Annotated in this window: 17 protein-coding genes and 1 pseudogene; 5 read left to right on the forward strand and 13 right to left on the reverse strand. The window is 70.0% G+C overall.

Annotated features, from left to right (window positions below):
• Positions 1–159: 159 nt before the first annotated feature.
• The 3 genes and pseudogenes from ACWDEX_RS34325 to ACWDEX_RS34335 all read left to right on the forward strand — a co-directional run.
• Positions 160–1,134, forward strand: a pseudogene (locus ACWDEX_RS34325) (UvrD-helicase domain-containing protein); the annotation flags it as partial.
• 70 nt (positions 1,135–1,204) lie between these two features.
• Positions 1,205–1,504: a hypothetical protein gene (locus ACWDEX_RS34330; protein ID WP_450468386.1), complete on the forward strand. Its 300-nt coding sequence runs from the start codon at positions 1,205–1,207 to the stop codon at positions 1,502–1,504.
• Positions 1,491–2,015: an ATP-binding protein gene (locus tag ACWDEX_RS34335; RefSeq protein ID WP_450468387.1), complete on the forward strand. Its 525-nt coding sequence runs from the start codon at positions 1,491–1,493 to the stop codon at positions 2,013–2,015. Before ACWDEX_RS34330 ends, ACWDEX_RS34335 begins: the two co-directional genes overlap by 14 nt.
• Before the next feature lie 18 nt (positions 2,016–2,033).
• On the opposite strand, the gene ACWDEX_RS34340 is transcribed toward ACWDEX_RS34335, so the two are convergent.
• The 13 genes from ACWDEX_RS34340 to ACWDEX_RS34400 form a co-directional block, all read right to left on the reverse strand.
• Positions 2,034–2,939: an aKG-HExxH-type peptide beta-hydroxylase gene (locus tag ACWDEX_RS34340; RefSeq protein WP_450468388.1), complete on the reverse strand. Its 906-nt coding sequence runs from the start codon at positions 2,937–2,939 to the stop codon at positions 2,034–2,036.
• A gap of 97 nt (positions 2,940–3,036) precedes the next feature.
• Positions 3,037–3,207, reverse strand: a complete 171-nt coding sequence (locus ACWDEX_RS34345) for a hypothetical protein (protein ID WP_450468389.1) — start codon at positions 3,205–3,207, stop codon at positions 3,037–3,039.
• 89 nt (positions 3,208–3,296) lie between these two features.
• Positions 3,297–4,013, reverse strand: a complete 717-nt coding sequence (locus ACWDEX_RS34350) for a 2OG-Fe(II) oxygenase (RefSeq protein ID WP_450468390.1) — start codon at positions 4,011–4,013, stop codon at positions 3,297–3,299.
• Positions 4,013–5,737 carry a radical SAM protein gene (locus ACWDEX_RS34355; RefSeq protein WP_450468391.1) on the reverse strand — a complete coding sequence of 575 codons (1,725 nt, stop codon included), beginning with the start codon at positions 5,735–5,737 and terminating at the stop codon, positions 4,013–4,015. The genes ACWDEX_RS34350 and ACWDEX_RS34355 overlap by 1 nt, the downstream gene beginning before the upstream one ends.
• Positions 5,738–5,768: 31 nt before the next feature.
• On the reverse strand, positions 5,769–6,695 hold the full coding sequence (locus tag ACWDEX_RS34360) for a nucleotidyltransferase domain-containing protein (RefSeq protein WP_450468392.1): 927 nt from the start codon (positions 6,693–6,695) through the stop codon (positions 5,769–5,771).
• Entirely contained in the window at positions 6,692–7,636 is a 945-nt protein-coding gene (locus ACWDEX_RS34365; protein WP_450468393.1) for an NAD(P)-dependent oxidoreductase, read from the reverse strand. The genes ACWDEX_RS34360 and ACWDEX_RS34365 overlap by 4 nt, the downstream gene beginning before the upstream one ends.
• Positions 7,633–8,328, reverse strand: a complete 696-nt coding sequence (locus ACWDEX_RS34370; RefSeq protein WP_450468394.1) for a TylF/MycF/NovP-related O-methyltransferase — start codon at positions 8,326–8,328, stop codon at positions 7,633–7,635. The genes ACWDEX_RS34365 and ACWDEX_RS34370 overlap by 4 nt, the downstream gene beginning before the upstream one ends.
• A 2-nt stretch (positions 8,329–8,330) precedes the next feature.
• Positions 8,331–8,795 carry an NUDIX domain-containing protein gene (locus tag ACWDEX_RS34375; RefSeq protein ID WP_450468395.1) on the reverse strand — a complete coding sequence of 155 codons (465 nt, stop codon included), beginning with the start codon at positions 8,793–8,795 and terminating at the stop codon, positions 8,331–8,333.
• 73 nt (positions 8,796–8,868) lie between these two features.
• Positions 8,869–9,744 (reverse strand): isocitrate lyase/phosphoenolpyruvate mutase family protein, encoded by an 876-nt coding sequence (locus ACWDEX_RS34380; protein WP_450468396.1) that lies wholly within the window; start codon positions 9,742–9,744, stop codon positions 8,869–8,871.
• Positions 9,741–10,406 (reverse strand): dTMP kinase, encoded by a 666-nt coding sequence (locus tag ACWDEX_RS34385; RefSeq protein WP_450468397.1) that lies wholly within the window; start codon positions 10,404–10,406, stop codon positions 9,741–9,743. The genes ACWDEX_RS34380 and ACWDEX_RS34385 overlap by 4 nt, the downstream gene beginning before the upstream one ends.
• Before the next feature lie 4 nt (positions 10,407–10,410).
• Positions 10,411–11,148: a hypothetical protein gene (locus tag ACWDEX_RS34390; protein WP_450468398.1), complete on the reverse strand. Its 738-nt coding sequence runs from the start codon at positions 11,146–11,148 to the stop codon at positions 10,411–10,413.
• A 121-nt stretch (positions 11,149–11,269) separates the two neighbouring features.
• The gene (locus ACWDEX_RS34395) at positions 11,270–11,866 is read right to left on the reverse strand and encodes a class I SAM-dependent methyltransferase (protein ID WP_450468399.1); all 597 of its coding nucleotides are present in this window, start codon (positions 11,864–11,866) and stop codon (positions 11,270–11,272) included.
• 139 nt (positions 11,867–12,005) lie between these two features.
• Positions 12,006–12,446, reverse strand: a complete 441-nt coding sequence (locus ACWDEX_RS34400) for a hypothetical protein (protein ID WP_450468400.1) — start codon at positions 12,444–12,446, stop codon at positions 12,006–12,008.
• A gap of 383 nt (positions 12,447–12,829) precedes the next feature.
• Between ACWDEX_RS34400 and ACWDEX_RS34405 the strand changes: the two genes are divergently transcribed.
• Both ACWDEX_RS34405 and ACWDEX_RS34410 read left to right on the forward strand, forming a co-directional pair.
• The gene (locus ACWDEX_RS34405; protein WP_450468401.1) at positions 12,830–14,284 is read left to right on the forward strand and encodes a helix-turn-helix domain-containing protein; all 1,455 of its coding nucleotides are present in this window, start codon (positions 12,830–12,832) and stop codon (positions 14,282–14,284) included.
• A complete protein-coding gene (locus ACWDEX_RS34410; RefSeq protein WP_450468402.1) occupies positions 14,281–14,985 on the forward strand; it encodes an HAD family hydrolase in 705 nt (234 codons plus the stop codon). Before ACWDEX_RS34405 ends, ACWDEX_RS34410 begins: the two co-directional genes overlap by 4 nt.
• Positions 14,986–15,163 lie beyond the last annotated feature (178 nt).

Below are 15,163 nucleotides of genomic sequence, written 5' to 3' on the forward strand. Positions count from 1 at the left end.
TTCACCCAGCGAGCGAGGCGTTCAGCGCGGCCCTGTGCTTCCACGCGGACAACATCGAGGCCGTCCTGGCGGGCGACGCAGAACCGTCACGGACATCTACGCGACGCATCACCGCAGTTCAGAGCCAATCCGAACCCGTCGAGAGTCGGTAAAGGCGACGACCACTACCTCAAGCACTGGGCCCTCACCCAGCCGCGCATCGACGCGGACTTCCTGCTCCTGGACGAGGCCCAGGACACCAACCCCGTGGTCGAGAAGGTCTTCAACGACCAGCGGGAGCACACCCAGTTGGTGATGGTCGGCGACTCCGCCCAGGCGATCTACGGCTGGCGCGGCGCGCGGGACGTGATGAGCAGCTTCGAGGGCACCGAGCGCGCGCTGTCCCAGTCGTTCCGCTTCGGCCCCGCGCTCGCTGAGGAGGCCAACCGGTGGCTGGGCATCGTGGACGCCCCGATCCGCCTGGCCGGCACGGCCGCGATCAACACCCGGCTGGAACGCGTCGAGCAGCCGGACGCGATCCTGTGCCGCTCCAATGTCGGGGCGATGCTCGAAGTCATGCGTCTGCTCGACGAGGGGCGCCGCGTCGCCCTGGTCGGCGGCGGAGAGTCCCTGCGGGCCCTCGCGCGGGCTGCCCGCGACCTGAAGGCCGGCAAACGCAGCACCCATCCCGAACTGATCCTCTTCGAGTCCTGGGGCGAACTTCAGGAGTACGCCGAGTACGACCCTTCCGGACGGGATCTCCTGCCGCTGGTCGATCTCGTCGACGAACACGGCGTCGACGTCATCCTCAGCGCGGTGGACAGGCTTGCCGTCGAGCAGGGCGCCGAGATCGTCGTCTCCACCGCCCACAAGGCCAAGGGCCGTGAATGGGCCTCCGTCCGCATCGGCGAGGACTTCACCGAACCCGTCGACCAGGAAGAGATCGACGAGAACGGCGACCCGCTGCCCGGCGACATCGACGACGCAGAGGCTCGCCTCGCCTACGTCGCCGTCACCCGCGCCCGCCACCAGTTCGACCTCGGCGGCCTGTCCTGGATCAACCAGCACCCAGATGGCAACCCCGGCGGCAAGCGTCCGCCCCAGCACCCAGGATCACTCTCGCCCTGGGACCTGCTGGGCCCCTCGCCGAACTGACAGCCGGGCCGGGCAGCGTCCTGCGCCGCGCGCCAAGGCTCTTATAACAGCCCCATGGCCGGGCGCGCGCATGCGCCGCTGGCGCCACGTGGAGAGGCTCTTCCTCCAGGGCCTTCGCCCTGTTCGCCAAGCACACGCCACCGACCGCGAGATCCTGGGCCACACCGTGCCCGCCAGCTGGTTCCAGGCCGCGGTGCCGCTGTTCGTGCCGGTCCTCGCGCCGCTGGTCGCCCGCTGGTGGACCCGCGCGGGCGGCCGGATGCCGACGGCGGCCCTACGGCAGGAGCCGACCACCCAGCGGCGTGGCCTCGGCGTACGGGCGGAGAATCGGCAAGTGAGCGGAGGAGGAGGAGAGCGTGAAGGCGGCTGAGCTTGGCCGGGCAGCCAACCGCAGGCCGGTGGTGTTTCTGCTGGTCGGGCTGACCGGGGCGGGGAAGACGACGTACGCGAAGCGGCGGCTGGAGCTGGCCGGTTCGGTCCGCTTGTCGGTGGATGAACTCGTGTTTGCCCGGCACGGCCGGTACGGCATCGACTACCCCGAGCCGGACTACTTCGCGCTGGAGGCCTCAGTCGTCGCCGAGGTCCGCGAGCGCCTGGTCGAGTTGGTCGCCGCGGGCTGGGACGTGGTCCTCGATCACGGACTATGGCTGCGCTGTGCCCGCGACGAGTGGAAGACCCTTGTGGAGGCCGCGGGCGGTCAGTGGCGGCTGTTGTACTTCCCTGTGGACCGGGCCGAGTTGCTGCGCCGTCTGGAAGCACGCAACCGGCGCGAGGACGCCAACGCCCTGACTGTCACGCCGGAAGCCCTGGACGACTTCCACGGCCGGTTCGAGCCTCCTCACGGCGAGGGCGAGGAGACCATCGATCCCGGCTCGTTGTGATGACGGCCTCCGGGTGGATCAGAGGGAACGGGCGTGCTGGAAGACGGTGTCGAGTCGTTCCCGTAGCTCGTCGTGGGTGATGAGCGTCAGGGCTTGGTCGAAGTCTTTCCGAGCGTGCTCCAGCTGAGTGCGTTGCTGACGCAGGTGGTCTGTGAGCACCGTGCGGCCGGCGCCGCTGGCGGTGGGCAGGACGCGGGCGGCGTAGATGACGGTGAGGGGGAAGGCGAAGCAGGCGTGGAGGAACCCGAACGCGGGCCGCACCGTGCTGCGCCACGGGGAGAAGTACGTCTCGGTGTCCGGGATGGTGATCCGGAGCGCGGTGAGGGCGTCGTTGAGCCAGTTGTGGGCGGCTTCGTGGACGAGGTCGCGGCCCAGGATCGCGGCATCGCCGGTGTGGTCGGTGAACACCGTCGCGGGGAGTCGGGTGATGGCGAAGCTGCGCAGGACTTGGTCGGGGCGACGCTCGCCGGTCAGGCAGATCACGGCGGCGTGCGTCTGGACGAGATCGTCGAGGCCGGCGTCCGTGATGTGGGCGAAGGCCCTGTCGGTCAGCTCACCCAGCGGCTCTGAGGCCGGGATTGTGGCGGGGCCCAGAACGTAGTACGGGGTATCGGAGTGCGGGCCCTTGATCAGATCGTCCTCGTGCGGGGCGACGACGATGCGCGGGCCGAGGAGGGTGCCTGTGACCAGGCGAGCAAGGGCGGGCTCGGCGCGGCGGTGCCAGTCCAAAGCAGCCTTGTCGTGGCGGCGCGCGGCGGCCGCCGCGCCTTCGAGCTGGTGGTAGGCGAGCGCGTACGACAGCGGCAGCACCTCGTCAGGGGCCGGGGTGTGGCCCGGGTCCAGGACGGCGCGCACGGTGGCGGTCCGTTCGTGCTGGTGGGCGGTGATGGCGCCCAGGCGGAGGGCGTCGGCGATCCGGTTCATCCCAAAGGCTCCTTTCGCTGTGGCGGCCCCGGTGCCGGGACTACGAGGGGCGCCGGCACCGGGTCTGTGCGGATGATGCGTAGCGGCGACTACTGGGTCAGTCGTCGCTGCCCTTCGGTGTCGCCGCGGTCTCCGGGGCGTTCTGGTCCGGGTCGGTCCAGCCGTCTGCGGAGACGCTGGAGGTGTGCGCGGTCAGGCGGACAGGTCCGCCGTCGCCCAGCCCCTCCACAGCGGCGAGGAAAGCGCCGCACTCATCGGTCGTCGTCATTGCTCCTCCAAGCGGAATGGCAAGGGATCGGTGGTCGGGGTGGTGGCGTGCACGGCGGGCCGCGGATGGGCGGGGTCATAGCGGGCCCGTCATGTGTCGCTGATGAGCCAGCTGATGAACTTGCGTTCACGGCCCGTGCGGACCGGCTCGGTGCCATGGGTGAGCTGCGAGCCGTACAGCAGCGCGGTGCCGGGTTCGGGGGCGACCCTCCAGCGGGTGCGGGGCATGGTCCGGAACCAGTCGGCGGAGTAGTCGGCGCCGTCGTGGGCGAAGGACATGTGCGGGTCGTAGCCGTCGGCGGGCTGCTGGGCGTCGTTCCACAGGGCGGGGTGCGAGGTGGTCTCGACGTAGAACTCGCCGCCGGATTCGGCATGTTCGAGGACGACGCTGATGCCCGCGATCTGCCGAGGATAGTCCGCCGGGTCGAGGGCTAGGCCGTCGACGTGAGGGGTGATGTGCTGGCCGGGGCCGTACTCGACGTACATCCACTCGCGACACGAGGTGAGCGAGGGAAGTGCCCGGTGCAGCGCGGGCAGAGCCCGCTCGACAGCCGCAGCGAGGATCTGCTCAGCCGCAGGCGGCGAGGGATGGATTTCGAGACGGCCGGCGGGCTCGTACACGGCCATGGCCTGCTGCTCGGTGCGGCCGGGGATGGAGTGGAGGGTCGTGGCGCGCTCGGTGTCGAAGCGGCGCGCACCGTCACCGGCGAGTGCCTCGTCCGTGATGGCGAGCAGCGCCTGGAGCTCTTCGTCGGTGAGGAAGTGTTCGACGCTGCCGACGGCGAGCGTCTCGGCAATGTGGATCATCACAGTTCCCGAGGGGTGCGGGGCGGTTGGACGGTACAGGCGCAGCGCGGGGCCGCGTGGCGGGCGGCGTGCGTGACGGCGCAGGCGGCCCGGTCGAGGCTGGCGAGGTAGTCGGAGGGGGTGGCGCCGTGGACCGGGGCGAGGCTGAATTCGAGGACCGGGGCACGGCGGCCGGTAGGCAGATGGCTGCGGGTGAGCTGTGCGGTGGCAACAGGGGGCAGGTAGCCGTCGGTGGCGGCGATGACACGGCACAGGCGGGCGGCGAGCGCGGCGTACTCGGCACGGTCGCGTGGCAGCACGCCGATACGGAAGCCAGACGGCACAGGCCCGCTGGTCGAAGCCTCGACCGGAGCGAAGCCATAGGTGACGGCGCCCCAACTGTCGGCGAGGACGCCAGCCAGCGGCTGGACGTGCGCCGAAAGGTCTGCGCTTTGCCACAGGCGCGGTGCAGCGCCGGAGACATCGGCAGGGCGCCAGTGGGCGCGCAGGCAGTGCGCACCGTCCGGGTGGTCAGGCGCGGCGAGCAGGTGGGCGACGCCGTCGATGAGGCGGGCGCGGTAGTCGCAGTACGCGTCATCGCTGCCGGTGGCCTTGAGCATGCGCCAGCGGGTTGCGGTGCAGCCGCCACCACAGACCGTGCGGTACCGGCACGAGGTGCACTTGGCCGTCAGCTCCCGCCCCTGGACGAGCAGCGAGTTGGCCTGCTGCGCGGCGGTGACGTCCGCCTCACTGCGGGCAGCGGCAAGGGGAGTGAGGAGGGCCTGCGGCCAGGGCAGTTCGTCGCAGGACCCGAAACGGCCGTCGGGGTAGGCGGTGAAGACGTGCGAGCACTTGTGCTGGGCGAAGTGGCAGTGGGCGGTGTCGAGCCCCTTCAGACGGCGGATCGCGGCCACCACCGGGTCGAGCTTGATCCGGCGGAAGTGCCCGGCCTGGATCCACTGGGCGACGGCGTCGAGGACGAACGCCGCGTATTGCGCGGGCGTGACCGCCCAGTCCGCACCGTCAGCGTGGACCGCGTCGGCCTGCAGACGGCGACTGGGCGGGATACGCCTGCCCGCCAAGGGGAGGGAGCGGGTGACGGTCGTGTCGAACGCGGGCAGCAGATGGACGGCCCGCACAGCAGGGAAGGCCGCGATGTGGTCGATCACCGCCGCGGCACGACCGAGCACGGCAGGGGTGACGACGGTGACGACGCCACACGGACGGCCCCGCTCCGCAAGCAGGTTGAGGGCGCGGACGATGTGCGGGTAGACAGGCTGCCCGTCGTAGCCCACGCGCCAGGAGTTGCCCTGCTCGTCGCCGTCCATCGAGATGCCGATGTGCAGATTCGGATAGTGGGCGTCGAACAGGTCCAGCCACTTGGCGTCGAGGCGGACGCCGTTGGTCTGCAGGTGGACCTGGTGCACGGTCGGCTGGGCGGCGAGAGCGTCGAGCAGGGCAGTCATCGCCGGTTTCCCAACCGTGAGCGGTTCGCCGCCGTGTAACTCGATCGCGAGGGGCCGTGGCCCGAAGATCTCGCTGAGGCGCTGTACCTGCTCGGGGGTGATCTGGGCGCCGCCGGGGGCGAGTTTGCGTTTCTCGAAGCAGTACAGGCAGTCGATATCGCAGGTCTCGCCGCGGAGCTTGAGGACCACGGACACGGCGGCCGTGTCGTCGGTGTCCTCCAGGGGCAGCCACACCTCGCCGTCGCCGGGCGTGGTGGGGGTAGTGAGGGTGCTGGGCATCGGAGCCTCCCCGATCAGAAGTGGGGGTAGTTCAGGTGCGGGCACAGCGGGCTGCGGCGCCGCGCCAGCCGAGCAAGCGGCTGTCAGTGAGCGGGACACGGGCCTCACTGCGGCGCAGGAACCAGCCGTCGGCGTACCGCTGCGGCAGCCAGCCGAACCCGACGAGGCTCTCCTCCACAGGCTCCGGGTCGGCTCCGACGGGCCAGAGCGTCAACAGGGCATCGGTCAGCCGGGCTTGAACGGGGGCGAAGAAGGGGCTGTGCGCTGCGGCGCTCAGCCACCGTGGCTCGGGCAGCGCGGGAATAGGAACGGCCTGGCCGGCGCCGTGACGGCGGGCGAGCAGGCTGGGCAGCCACTTCTCGCCCAGCAGCGGGGCGCCGGCCGCGACGGTCTCCGCTTGAGCGACGACGCGGGCGAGCTGAGCCCACACCAGGTCGGCGTGCGGGTACAGGCCCGCCTGCGCCAGGCCAAGCAGGTCCTCGGCCAGGCTCGCCGCCGCCTCGCAGCGGTCCGCGAGCGCCCACCGCTGATAGGCGGCCCGCTGCCCGGACCTCAAGATGCCCTCCGCGTGCGTCGTGGAGAGGGGGCGGGCCGTCCGCAGTACCGTGAGGTCGCCCAGCTGGGCACGGACCCGACGGAACGTCTCGATGTCGTCGCGGGTCACGGCGAACGCATCGAGCAGCGACCGCCATTGGTGCACGGTGGCCTCGCTCACCGCCCGTACGTCGATGCGGATGCCGTCCGTGATGCGGGCGCCCAGCTGGGGGGCCGGGCCGTGAGCGTTAGGGGTGACGAGGAGGAGGTCCACGTCGCTTTGCTGGTGGGCCAGGCCCTCGGCCAAGGCACCCACGAGCCACACGTCGGCGCCGAAGTACTCGGTGGAGAGTTCTGCGGCGGCCTCCTCGGAGACCTTGAGCCGCCTCTGGATCCACGGGGCAGGCTGTGGCACGGAGGTCATCGGGGCACGCTCCCCTCCAGGATCAGGACTTCGGCGGCAATCGTGGCGACCCAGGCGTCGAGGACGGCGCGGACATCGTGGCGCTGCGCCCCGATGTGCGGGGTGGCGAGCAGATTCAGCGGCCCCGGCGGGGTGCTGTCGGGCCACAGCGGGAGGTCGGACGGCTCGACGGGATCGAGAGCGAGCCCCCCGAGTCGCCCGCCTGCGAGCGCGCGCAGACAGGCATCGACATCAAGCGTGCCGAGGCGGCCGACGCAGATCAGCAGCGGGCGCCGCACCCGGGCCTTGGTGAGGAACGCGGCGTTGAACCTGCCGCGGTTCTCGGCGGTGAGCGGCAGCGCCACCACGTGGGCATCCGCCCAGCCCGGCAGCTCGTCGGCAGACCGGGCAGGCAGTGTGCTGGGCAGGCTTGACCGGGCCGCGAACGCGATCTCGGCGACATGCGGGGCGAGGGCCGTCGAGCAGGCGCGGCCGACCGGCCCGGCGCCCCAGATCGCCACCCGCATCCGGGAGACTGGCGGGGCAAGGCAGTGCTGCTTGGTGTGCTGGCCGGCCATCAGCGCCGCATGCCCGTACGGGATACGGCGGGCGAGGCAGAGCAGGGCAGCCAGGGCCCATTCGGCGACCGCCTCCGCGGCGGGGGCGGGGTCGCGGTGCACGGTGACGCCGCGGCCCTCGAGCGCCTCGACGTCGATGCCGTCCAGCCCGGAGCCGGCCCGGATCACGTGCCGCAGCGCGGGCCACTCGCTCAGACGGTCGGCGTCCAGGAGCTGTCCGGAGCGCAGCACCAGGACCTCGGCCCGGGAGGAGAGTTCCGCGTCCGCCGTGGCGAGACCGTCGATCTCCCGGACCGCGCAGCCCGGCAGATGCTTCTGCAGCAGCTCGGTGTCGGCCGCGCCCCGCACGCTCACGAGCAGCGGCGCTGGCGTCACTCCGGTCACCGCTCCGCCCTCCTGCCAGGCAGAGCGGGGGCGGTGTAGCGGCCGAAAGCGAGATCCCCGGCGCCGACCAGCACGACCAGCGGGGACGGGGCGCCGAAATGGTCCTCGCAGGCCGCCTTGACGCCGGGCAGCCCGTTCCACGCCTTCGGGTTGGCCGCAAGGTCGGCGTAGTCGTCGACGATGAGCGCGCCACCTGGGGCCATCCGGGGAACGCACGCGGCCAGGCAGGTGCGGATGGAGTCGTAGTAGTCACCGTCCAGGTAGGCGAAAGCGATCTGGTCGGGGAGCTGGCCGGGCAGGGTATCCGCGAACCAGCCGGGATGAATGACCGGCGGGGTGCAGCCCCAGCGGTCATGCAGGGCCAGGACCTGTTGCGGCTCGGCGCGCAGGAAGCCGGGCTCGAACAGCTCCGGGTCTTGCTCGCCCCGCTCGGGCAGTCCCTCAAACGAGTCGTAGACGTGGATGGGCCTGTGCTGCTGTCCGGTGGCGTCGAGGACGGCACGCATCCACAGGGCCATCGCGCCCTGGTAGCAGCCGAGTTCGACCACGGCGCCGGGTACGTTGTTGGCGCCGATGCGTTCGAGTTCCGTGCGGATGGCGGGCAGCCGGTCGGCGTCCACGGTGTCGCCGTGGTGTTCCAGCAGCCACTCGTGCAGCTCGGGCAGGCGGGTGGTGGCGGGGATTGTGGGCATGGTCACCACCGGTCCACGAGGGCGTCGCGGTCGGCGCCGAGCGCGTCCAGGAGCTGCTGGTTGACGCGTGGCAGCAGGTACTTGCCAGGCAGCTCAGACAGCGGGACCCACTCGAAACCGACCTGGATCGGGTCGGGCGGGTCGGACATACGCGGGGTCGCGTTCTCGTCGAGGAGTTCAGCCAGGAAGTTGTGCTGGGTCTTGTGAGAGGTGCCGAACTCGCCGTCGTACTGCTCGGGGACGTACTCCACAACGAACAGCAGCCGACAGGCGCGCACGCGCAGTCCGGTCTCGTCCATCACCTTGCGGGCGACCGCGTCCCGCAAAGGCTCCCCTTCGATCGCTTTGCCGCCGGGCAGGTTGTAGTGGAAGCCAGAGTCGTCGTCGTACGACATCAGCAGGATTCGGCCGTTGTGCACGATCGCAGCCTTGACCGACACGCTGATGCGGGGCAGAGGCGTGGTCATGGTGTGGTGCATCCCTTCCCTCGTCGGGCCGCACGGGTGTGGTGCGGGGGTGAAGCAGGAGCGGAGCGTGGTACTACAGGCAGGCCCGCGCTGCCGGGTCAGCGATCTTCAGGAGATCGGCGACGTCCGACAGCTGCGTGCCGTCGGCGGTGAACGAGCCAGTGGTCTGGAAGGAAGCGGCGGCCCGGCGCATCGCAGCATGCGCGGCACGCGAGAGCTGGTTGGCGTAGATCGCCAGGGAAAAACCCGCCGCGCCGAGCTCGTCCGGGGCCAGGTGCGCGAACGCGGTAGGCACGGTCACCAGCGGCACCGCTTCCGCCCACGCCTCGGCCGTCGCCAAAGCCTGAGCGCCGGTGCGGTCCTTGGAGTGGATGAGCACCGCGTCCGCGCCGGCCGCCGCATACGTCGCAGCCCGCTCCACCGCCTCCGGGACACGCGCCCCGCAGATCAGTGCCTCGGTGCGGGCGATCAGCGTCACCTGGCTACCCGCGGCCTCGCGCATCGCGGCGAGCTGCTCGCTCATCGTCTCCACAGGAGCGAGCGCCTGAGAGCGGTGCAGAGCAAAGGAGTTGACCTTGGGGTAGGCGCTGTCCTCCAGACAGAGGGCGGCGGCTCCGGCACAGGCGAGGTCACCGGCGAACCGGCGGGCCGTGGCCGGAGTACCGCCCGCATTGTCGATGTCCACGATCACCGGCAGCTCCGCTGTCCGCGTCAGAGCGAGGACGGCGTCGGCCAAGTCGCGCGGGCCCAGGACGTTCTCATCCGGCAGCCCCAGGGCTGTGGAGACCTCCAGGCCCGATACCCACAGGGCGTCGAAGCCAGTCTCCACGGCAACCCTGGCGGCCACCGCGCTCGCGGCACCGATCGCCCGCAGCGGGCGGCGAGCACGGGCGGCGGAAGTGAGTCGAATAGTGAGCGGGCTTGCGTCAGTCTCGGTGGGGGCGCTCACGGCGCAGCTCCTTCAGGGTCAGGCAGCAGGCCGTACTGGTCGAGGGCCTGCCAGGCGGTATGCAGGACAGTGGCGCGGTCCTGTGCAGCGTTGATCCGTACGACCGGGCCCAGGGCAGGGAAGGCGGCCGGCGCGTTGGTCACCGACCGGTAGACCTTACGGACCTTGGCCTGGATCTCCAGGACGTCCCAGTCAGGGCGGGTAGCGTCCCCGGAACGGGCGGCGGCCCGCTCCATCGCGGCCTCGGGCGTGATGTCCAGGACGAGCGTGAGGTCGGGGACCAGACCGAGATGCTCGGCGAGCCGGGCGTACGTCTCCTTGGGCGCATGGTCGTGCTTGACCGCGAAGAAGGCCAGCTCGGACAGCAACCATCGGTCCGCGATGACCGGGCGAGCTGGAAGAGAAGGGGTGACCAGCCGGTTCGCGGTGGCCTGCTTGTCCGCAACGAGCGCCGCCAGGTACCGGCCCTGGTTCTCCTCGGTGGGCTGGTACTTGCCCTCCACGAGGTCCAGCGTGATTACTGGGTCGAGGAAGTTAGTCGTCAGCACGGCCAGCGGAGTGACCCTGAACAGGCCCTCGAAGAGGCGGAACAGGCCCTTACGCAGGGTCGTCTTACCAGTGCCGTCTAGGCCCTCGACGACAATGAAGGGATAGCGGTCCATAGGCTTACTCCACCTGCCCGGCGCCGGTGCCCCCGGCGTACTTCGTGAACCGGCCGCGCCACGGGATCGACGTAGAGACCAGGTCGACCAGGCGCAGCTCGCCCAACTCCTCCAGCAACGCGGGCAGTGTGCTCTCGACGACGATGCTCTCGGCGATCGCCCGGCAGTAGCTGAGTCGGGCGGTCTCGTCGGCCGCTGCGGTGCGCAGGTGCTCGGCGAGGATCCGCTGGGCGGTTCCGAGCGCCACGACGCTCGTCGCGCTCTTGAGCGTCTCCAGGGTGATCGCGGTATCGACCGGCTGCAGGGACGTGTGGTGAACCCCCAGGTGGCGGATCACGGAGAACGCGCCCACCCACCAGGCCGAGGCCGCGCACATGGCGGCCACCGCGGCGCGCACGACAGGATCGGTGACACCCTCCAGCAAGGTGTCCGCGACCTGGTCCGCACCCGCGGCGAGCGGGTTCGTCCCCGCGGCGGCCGTGCCGTGCTCGGCCGGTAAACGCAGCCAGTGCGTCAGACCGGCGCCGTCGATCAGTGCCCCGGCCGCGGGTTCGGCGAGCGCAGCAGACCATGCTGTCAGAGCGCTCGGAGAGGTCTGAACGAACAACGCGATGTCATTGGACGGCGTGAGGAGTTGCTCGCGCAGCTGAGGCAAGTGCAGAGCGAGGCGCTGGATTTGCAGCCCGTCGGCGAGCGCCTCCCAGGACGCGTACAAGGGCGGGCCAGGTGGGGAGAGAGACACGCAGACTCCTTCGTCAATCGTGGGCGGGGAGGGGATGCGGGCGGCAGGCTATCCAGCACGCGGTGCGGATTCGGCGTGGCGCCGCCGGCCACCGCGAGGCAAGTTGCCCCTTCCAAGCGCGTCACGGCTGCGGGCCGCGCAGGACGACGCACGTCACACTGCCGTCGTGACAAAGCCGGTAGCGGTTCATGGTGCGGAAGCCGTCGCCGAGGCCTTCCACGATGTTCTCGGGCAGCCCGCGAAACCTGGCGGACGGGGGCGTCTTCTCCCGCACGCGGGTCGTGACGTGCAGGACGCCGGTGGGTTTGAGCCAGCGGCGCACGTCCACGAGAAAGCGCTCACGTTCGAGGAACTCCAGCGTCAGCCTGCACGCCACCAGGTCCACGGAGCCGGGCTGAAGCGCTGGATGGATCCCAGTGTTGAAGTCGTGCTCGACGAACGCCAGGTGCTCGACCCCCGCGTGGATACGTCGTGCGTCAGTGATCGCGACAGAAGACAGGTCGAAGCCGGTCACGTCCAAGCCCCAGACCGCCATGCAGGCGGCCAGAGTGCCACGACCGCACCCCACGTTCACAGCCCGCCAGCCGGACACAGGGCTGACGAACGCACGGAACATCCGACGCTCGAACGACGTCACCTCACGGAAGACACCGTCCTTCCGGTGCTCCGCGTCCCAGAACTCCGGGGTGCTGGTCTCGTATAGAGCACTGCTGGTCACCTGCGTCCCCCTTTCAGGGCGTTGTTCCATAGACGAGGAGTGAGACGACGAGGGCGCTCACGCACACGACGTAAAGAATCTGGGCGGTGATCTGCCACCAGCCGACCTGCCGCTCATCGAGCCATCGCAGCGGTGTCCTTCAAGTCGCGGCTTCGTGCCGGGCGAGGAGCAAAAGCGCGGGACGCCGGCCGACCCATGGGACTTGGTCCTCGTACTCGCCGTCGTAGTCACTGGTCGCGGCGCGGCTGATCACGGCCATGCCGTCGGCGAACCCGGAGTGCACCAGGCGCCGCGCTTCACGCCAGCCGGGTCGGTCTTGAGGAGCGTGCGGGCCGTGGCCGTCGCGCAGTTCGTGCCCGACACAGTGGCCGTGCCACTCGACCATGCGGCGCACGAAGTCCAGTTCCTCGTCTACGTCGATGCCGGGCCGGGCCTTTGCGTACGCGATGATGCGCCGCTGTCGGGTGCCTTTCGGCAGCGTGGCCAGGACGGCACGGTTGTACTCGTCGCGCAGCAGCCAGCCACTGCCCCGGGTGGGGCTGCCTGCGCGTCGCGGGGTCCAGCCAGGCGGCCCGCGCATCGTCGGCGTCCATCCACGCTGTTCTGCTGTCCCTGTCGCTCACCGGGCTTCACCGCCCTGCATGAGCGGTTTCGAGGACGCGTACAGGCTCGGGCTGGGCGGGGAGAGGGACACGCAGGCTCCTTCGTCAAGCGTGGGCGGAAGGTCGTCTGCGGCGTCGCCGGTTGCCTCTCCGCAGTGACGCCGCGATCACCGCATCCGGCCGAGTGGCCAACCGCGGTGGGCACGAGTGTGGGACCAGGACGGGCCCGCGCCGATCCCTGCGGCGATATCTCTGTGGAGCTACGGAATCCCGCATATCGTCTAGACAGTGGGGAAGATCGAACCCAGGGGGCCGCGTCATGAGACCGCCGAGCCGTGTATGCCAGCGATGTGCCGCAGAGTTGAGTCAGTACAACCCCGACACCCTGTGCGCCCTGTGCGCGAAGGCAGGAACAACGCCGGGAATCCCCGATCGAGCCTGGCGTGACGAAGCCGTCTACCGGGCCTTGGCCGCCTGGGATTTCGGCGAGCTACTGCGTCTGGTGCGTAAGCGGTCCGGCCTGTCTCAGATGGCCGTACGCGAGCTGACGGCGCTGCCCCAGTCCTTCATCTCAGGCCTCGAGCGCGGTCAGAAGAAGATCGGCAGTCCCGCCACCCTTCTTGACCTTCTCAACGGCCTCGGCCTGCCCTCCGACCTGCAACCTTTGCTGTTGACGCCCTTGCGTAGCAGCGTGCCGAAGCCAGGTTTCGGCCGATCCGCAGAGGCCGCACTGCCGTGGACGGCGGATCGTATGGTGACGTCACTCGAAGTGGCTATCGGAGGTTCCACCGTGAAGCGACGTAGTGTGCTGACCGCCCTGAGCGGGGCCGCACTCACCCAGTACGTCATGCAGTCCGCAGTCGCCCCCGCGGAGGCCATGGCCGCTTCTTCCGGTACAGAGACCATCACCGATGCCCTGATCGACTCCCTCCAAGGCACCACCGACGCACTCCGCCACGTCGATGCCACCAGTGGCAGCGGCAACCTAGCCGGCACGGCGAAAACCCATCTACAGATGCTCCTGCACCTGCTCAAGAACGGCACCTATACCCAGCGTTACGGGCGGCGCCTGGCTGCCGTCACCGCCGACACGGCCGCACAGACCGGTTGGTACACCTTCGACAGCGGCGATCACGACACCGCCCAGCACCTCTTCCTCGGCGCTCTCCGCGCGGCCCACACAGCAGGTGACTCCCGCCTACGCGCTGGCGCCCTCGGATTCCTCGCCATCCACAGCTACTCCGCCGGCGACCCACGCGACGCCATCACCGCCGCCCGCACCGCGCGCCAGGCAATCACCGATCACGACGCCCCCGCTCTGAACGCCATGCTCCTCACCCGCCAGGCTCGCGGCCACGCCCGACTCCGCGAAGAGCGTTACGCACTGGCCGCTCTCGCCGAAGCCGAAGAACTCTGCGCCCGCGGACGAGGCGAGGACGACCCCCACTGGCTGTACTGGATCAACCCAGGGGAAATCCTCGGACAGACCGGCAGCTGCTACCTCGACCTCGACCAGCCAACTCGGGCCGCCCAGGCCTTCGCCGCTGCCCGCGACGTGCTTCATCGGGACGAGACCCGAACGACCGCCCAGTTCCTCTCCCGAGCTGCCACCGCACAGATGCGCGCCGGCGACGCCGACGCTGGCTGTGTCACAGCGCACGACGTCCTGACCCTCGCCGAGGGCATCCGCTCCGCCCGTCTCGATGACCACCTGCGCACCATGCTCAACGAGACACGCGCCTACGAGACCTACGCACCCGCCCGTAATCTCCTCGAGCGCGGGGGAAGCGTCATGCGCCAGCGAGCCGCCGCATGATTCTCGTGCTCTGGGACATCGACCGCACCCTCCTCTACACTGGCGACACCGACCGACTGGTCTACCGGGAACTCTTCGAAGAAGTAGTCGGTCGTCCTGCCCAAAGGCTGCCTGCACGAGGGACCGGCGTGACGATGCCTCTCGCCGTCAGGGAACTTCTGCGCGCGAACGAAGTCGAAGCCGAGCGGACCGAGGAACTGGCACAGCGCATAATCCAACGCATGCCCGAGCAGCTGGAGCGTCACCGCGACGATCTTCTCCGCACAGGCCAGATCATGCCCGGCGCGCCCGCTGCTCTTGCCGCCGTGCAACAGGTCCCCGGCCTGGTCCCTACCGTGGTCACCGGCAACCTTCGAGGCAGCGCCGAAACCAAACTCAAGGCTTTCGGCCTCGACGAGTACCTCGACCTCACGATTGGGGGATACGCCTCCGACGACTCCCACCGCCCTGCCCTCGTACGCGTGGCACAGCAGCGAGCTGGCACACGGCACGCGCACACCTTCACCCGGAATACGACCGTGATCATCGGCGACTCTCTAGAAGACGTCCGCACGGGGCGAGAAGGCGGCGCCAGCGTGATCGGCGTTGCCTCCGGAACCGCCTCAGCCGAGGAACTCGCTGCCGCCGGAGCCTGCCACGTCGTCCCGGACCTGACCAATGTTCCACGCATAACACGCCTAATCGGCCAATGTGCCAAGTGAGTCGTGCCGAGGCTGAGGCGACGCAGCCTTGGGGGGCGCCGCAGGGGCGGTCGCCGAGCGTCCGTTTTGCACGGCACCTACGCTCGGGGCCCCTCCGTCCCGCCTGCGGATGGTCAGCCGCCGCATTTCGGCAGTGATGCCGCCGTGCAGCGCCGGTCCTCGCGGGACTCACCGCGAG

Source organism: Streptomyces sp. NPDC001020 (assembly GCF_053599115.1).

Bases quoted from the DNA above. Each gene is read 5' to 3' on its own strand.
- ACWDEX_RS34330 (WP_450468386.1), top strand. From the start codon at position 1,205: ATGCGCCGCTGGCGCCACGTGGAGAGGCTCTTCCTCCAGGGCCTTCGC.
- ACWDEX_RS34340 (WP_450468388.1), bottom strand. From the start codon at position 2,939: ATGAACCGGATCGCCGACGCCCTCCGCCTGGGCGCCATCACCGCCCAC.
- ACWDEX_RS34345 (WP_450468389.1), bottom strand. From the start codon at position 3,207: ATGACGACGACCGATGAGTGCGGCGCTTTCCTCGCCGCTGTGGAGGGG.
- ACWDEX_RS34350 (WP_450468390.1), bottom strand. From the start codon at position 4,013: ATGATCCACATTGCCGAGACGCTCGCCGTCGGCAGCGTCGAACACTTC.
- ACWDEX_RS34355 (WP_450468391.1), bottom strand. From the start codon at position 5,737: ATGCCCAGCACCCTCACTACCCCCACCACGCCCGGCGACGGCGAGGTG.
- ACWDEX_RS34360 (WP_450468392.1), bottom strand. From the start codon at position 6,695: ATGACCTCCGTGCCACAGCCTGCCCCGTGGATCCAGAGGCGGCTCAAG.
- ACWDEX_RS34370 (WP_450468394.1), bottom strand. From the start codon at position 8,328: ATGCCCACAATCCCCGCCACCACCCGCCTGCCCGAGCTGCACGAGTGG.
- ACWDEX_RS34375 (WP_450468395.1), bottom strand. From the start codon at position 8,795: ATGACCACGCCTCTGCCCCGCATCAGCGTGTCGGTCAAGGCTGCGATC.
- ACWDEX_RS34385 (WP_450468397.1), bottom strand. From the start codon at position 10,406: ATGGACCGCTATCCCTTCATTGTCGTCGAGGGCCTAGACGGCACTGGT.
- ACWDEX_RS34400 (WP_450468400.1), bottom strand. From the start codon at position 12,446: ATGCGCGGGCCGCCTGGCTGGACCCCGCGACGCGCAGGCAGCCCCACC.
- ACWDEX_RS34410 (WP_450468402.1), top strand. From the start codon at position 14,281: ATGATTCTCGTGCTCTGGGACATCGACCGCACCCTCCTCTACACTGGC.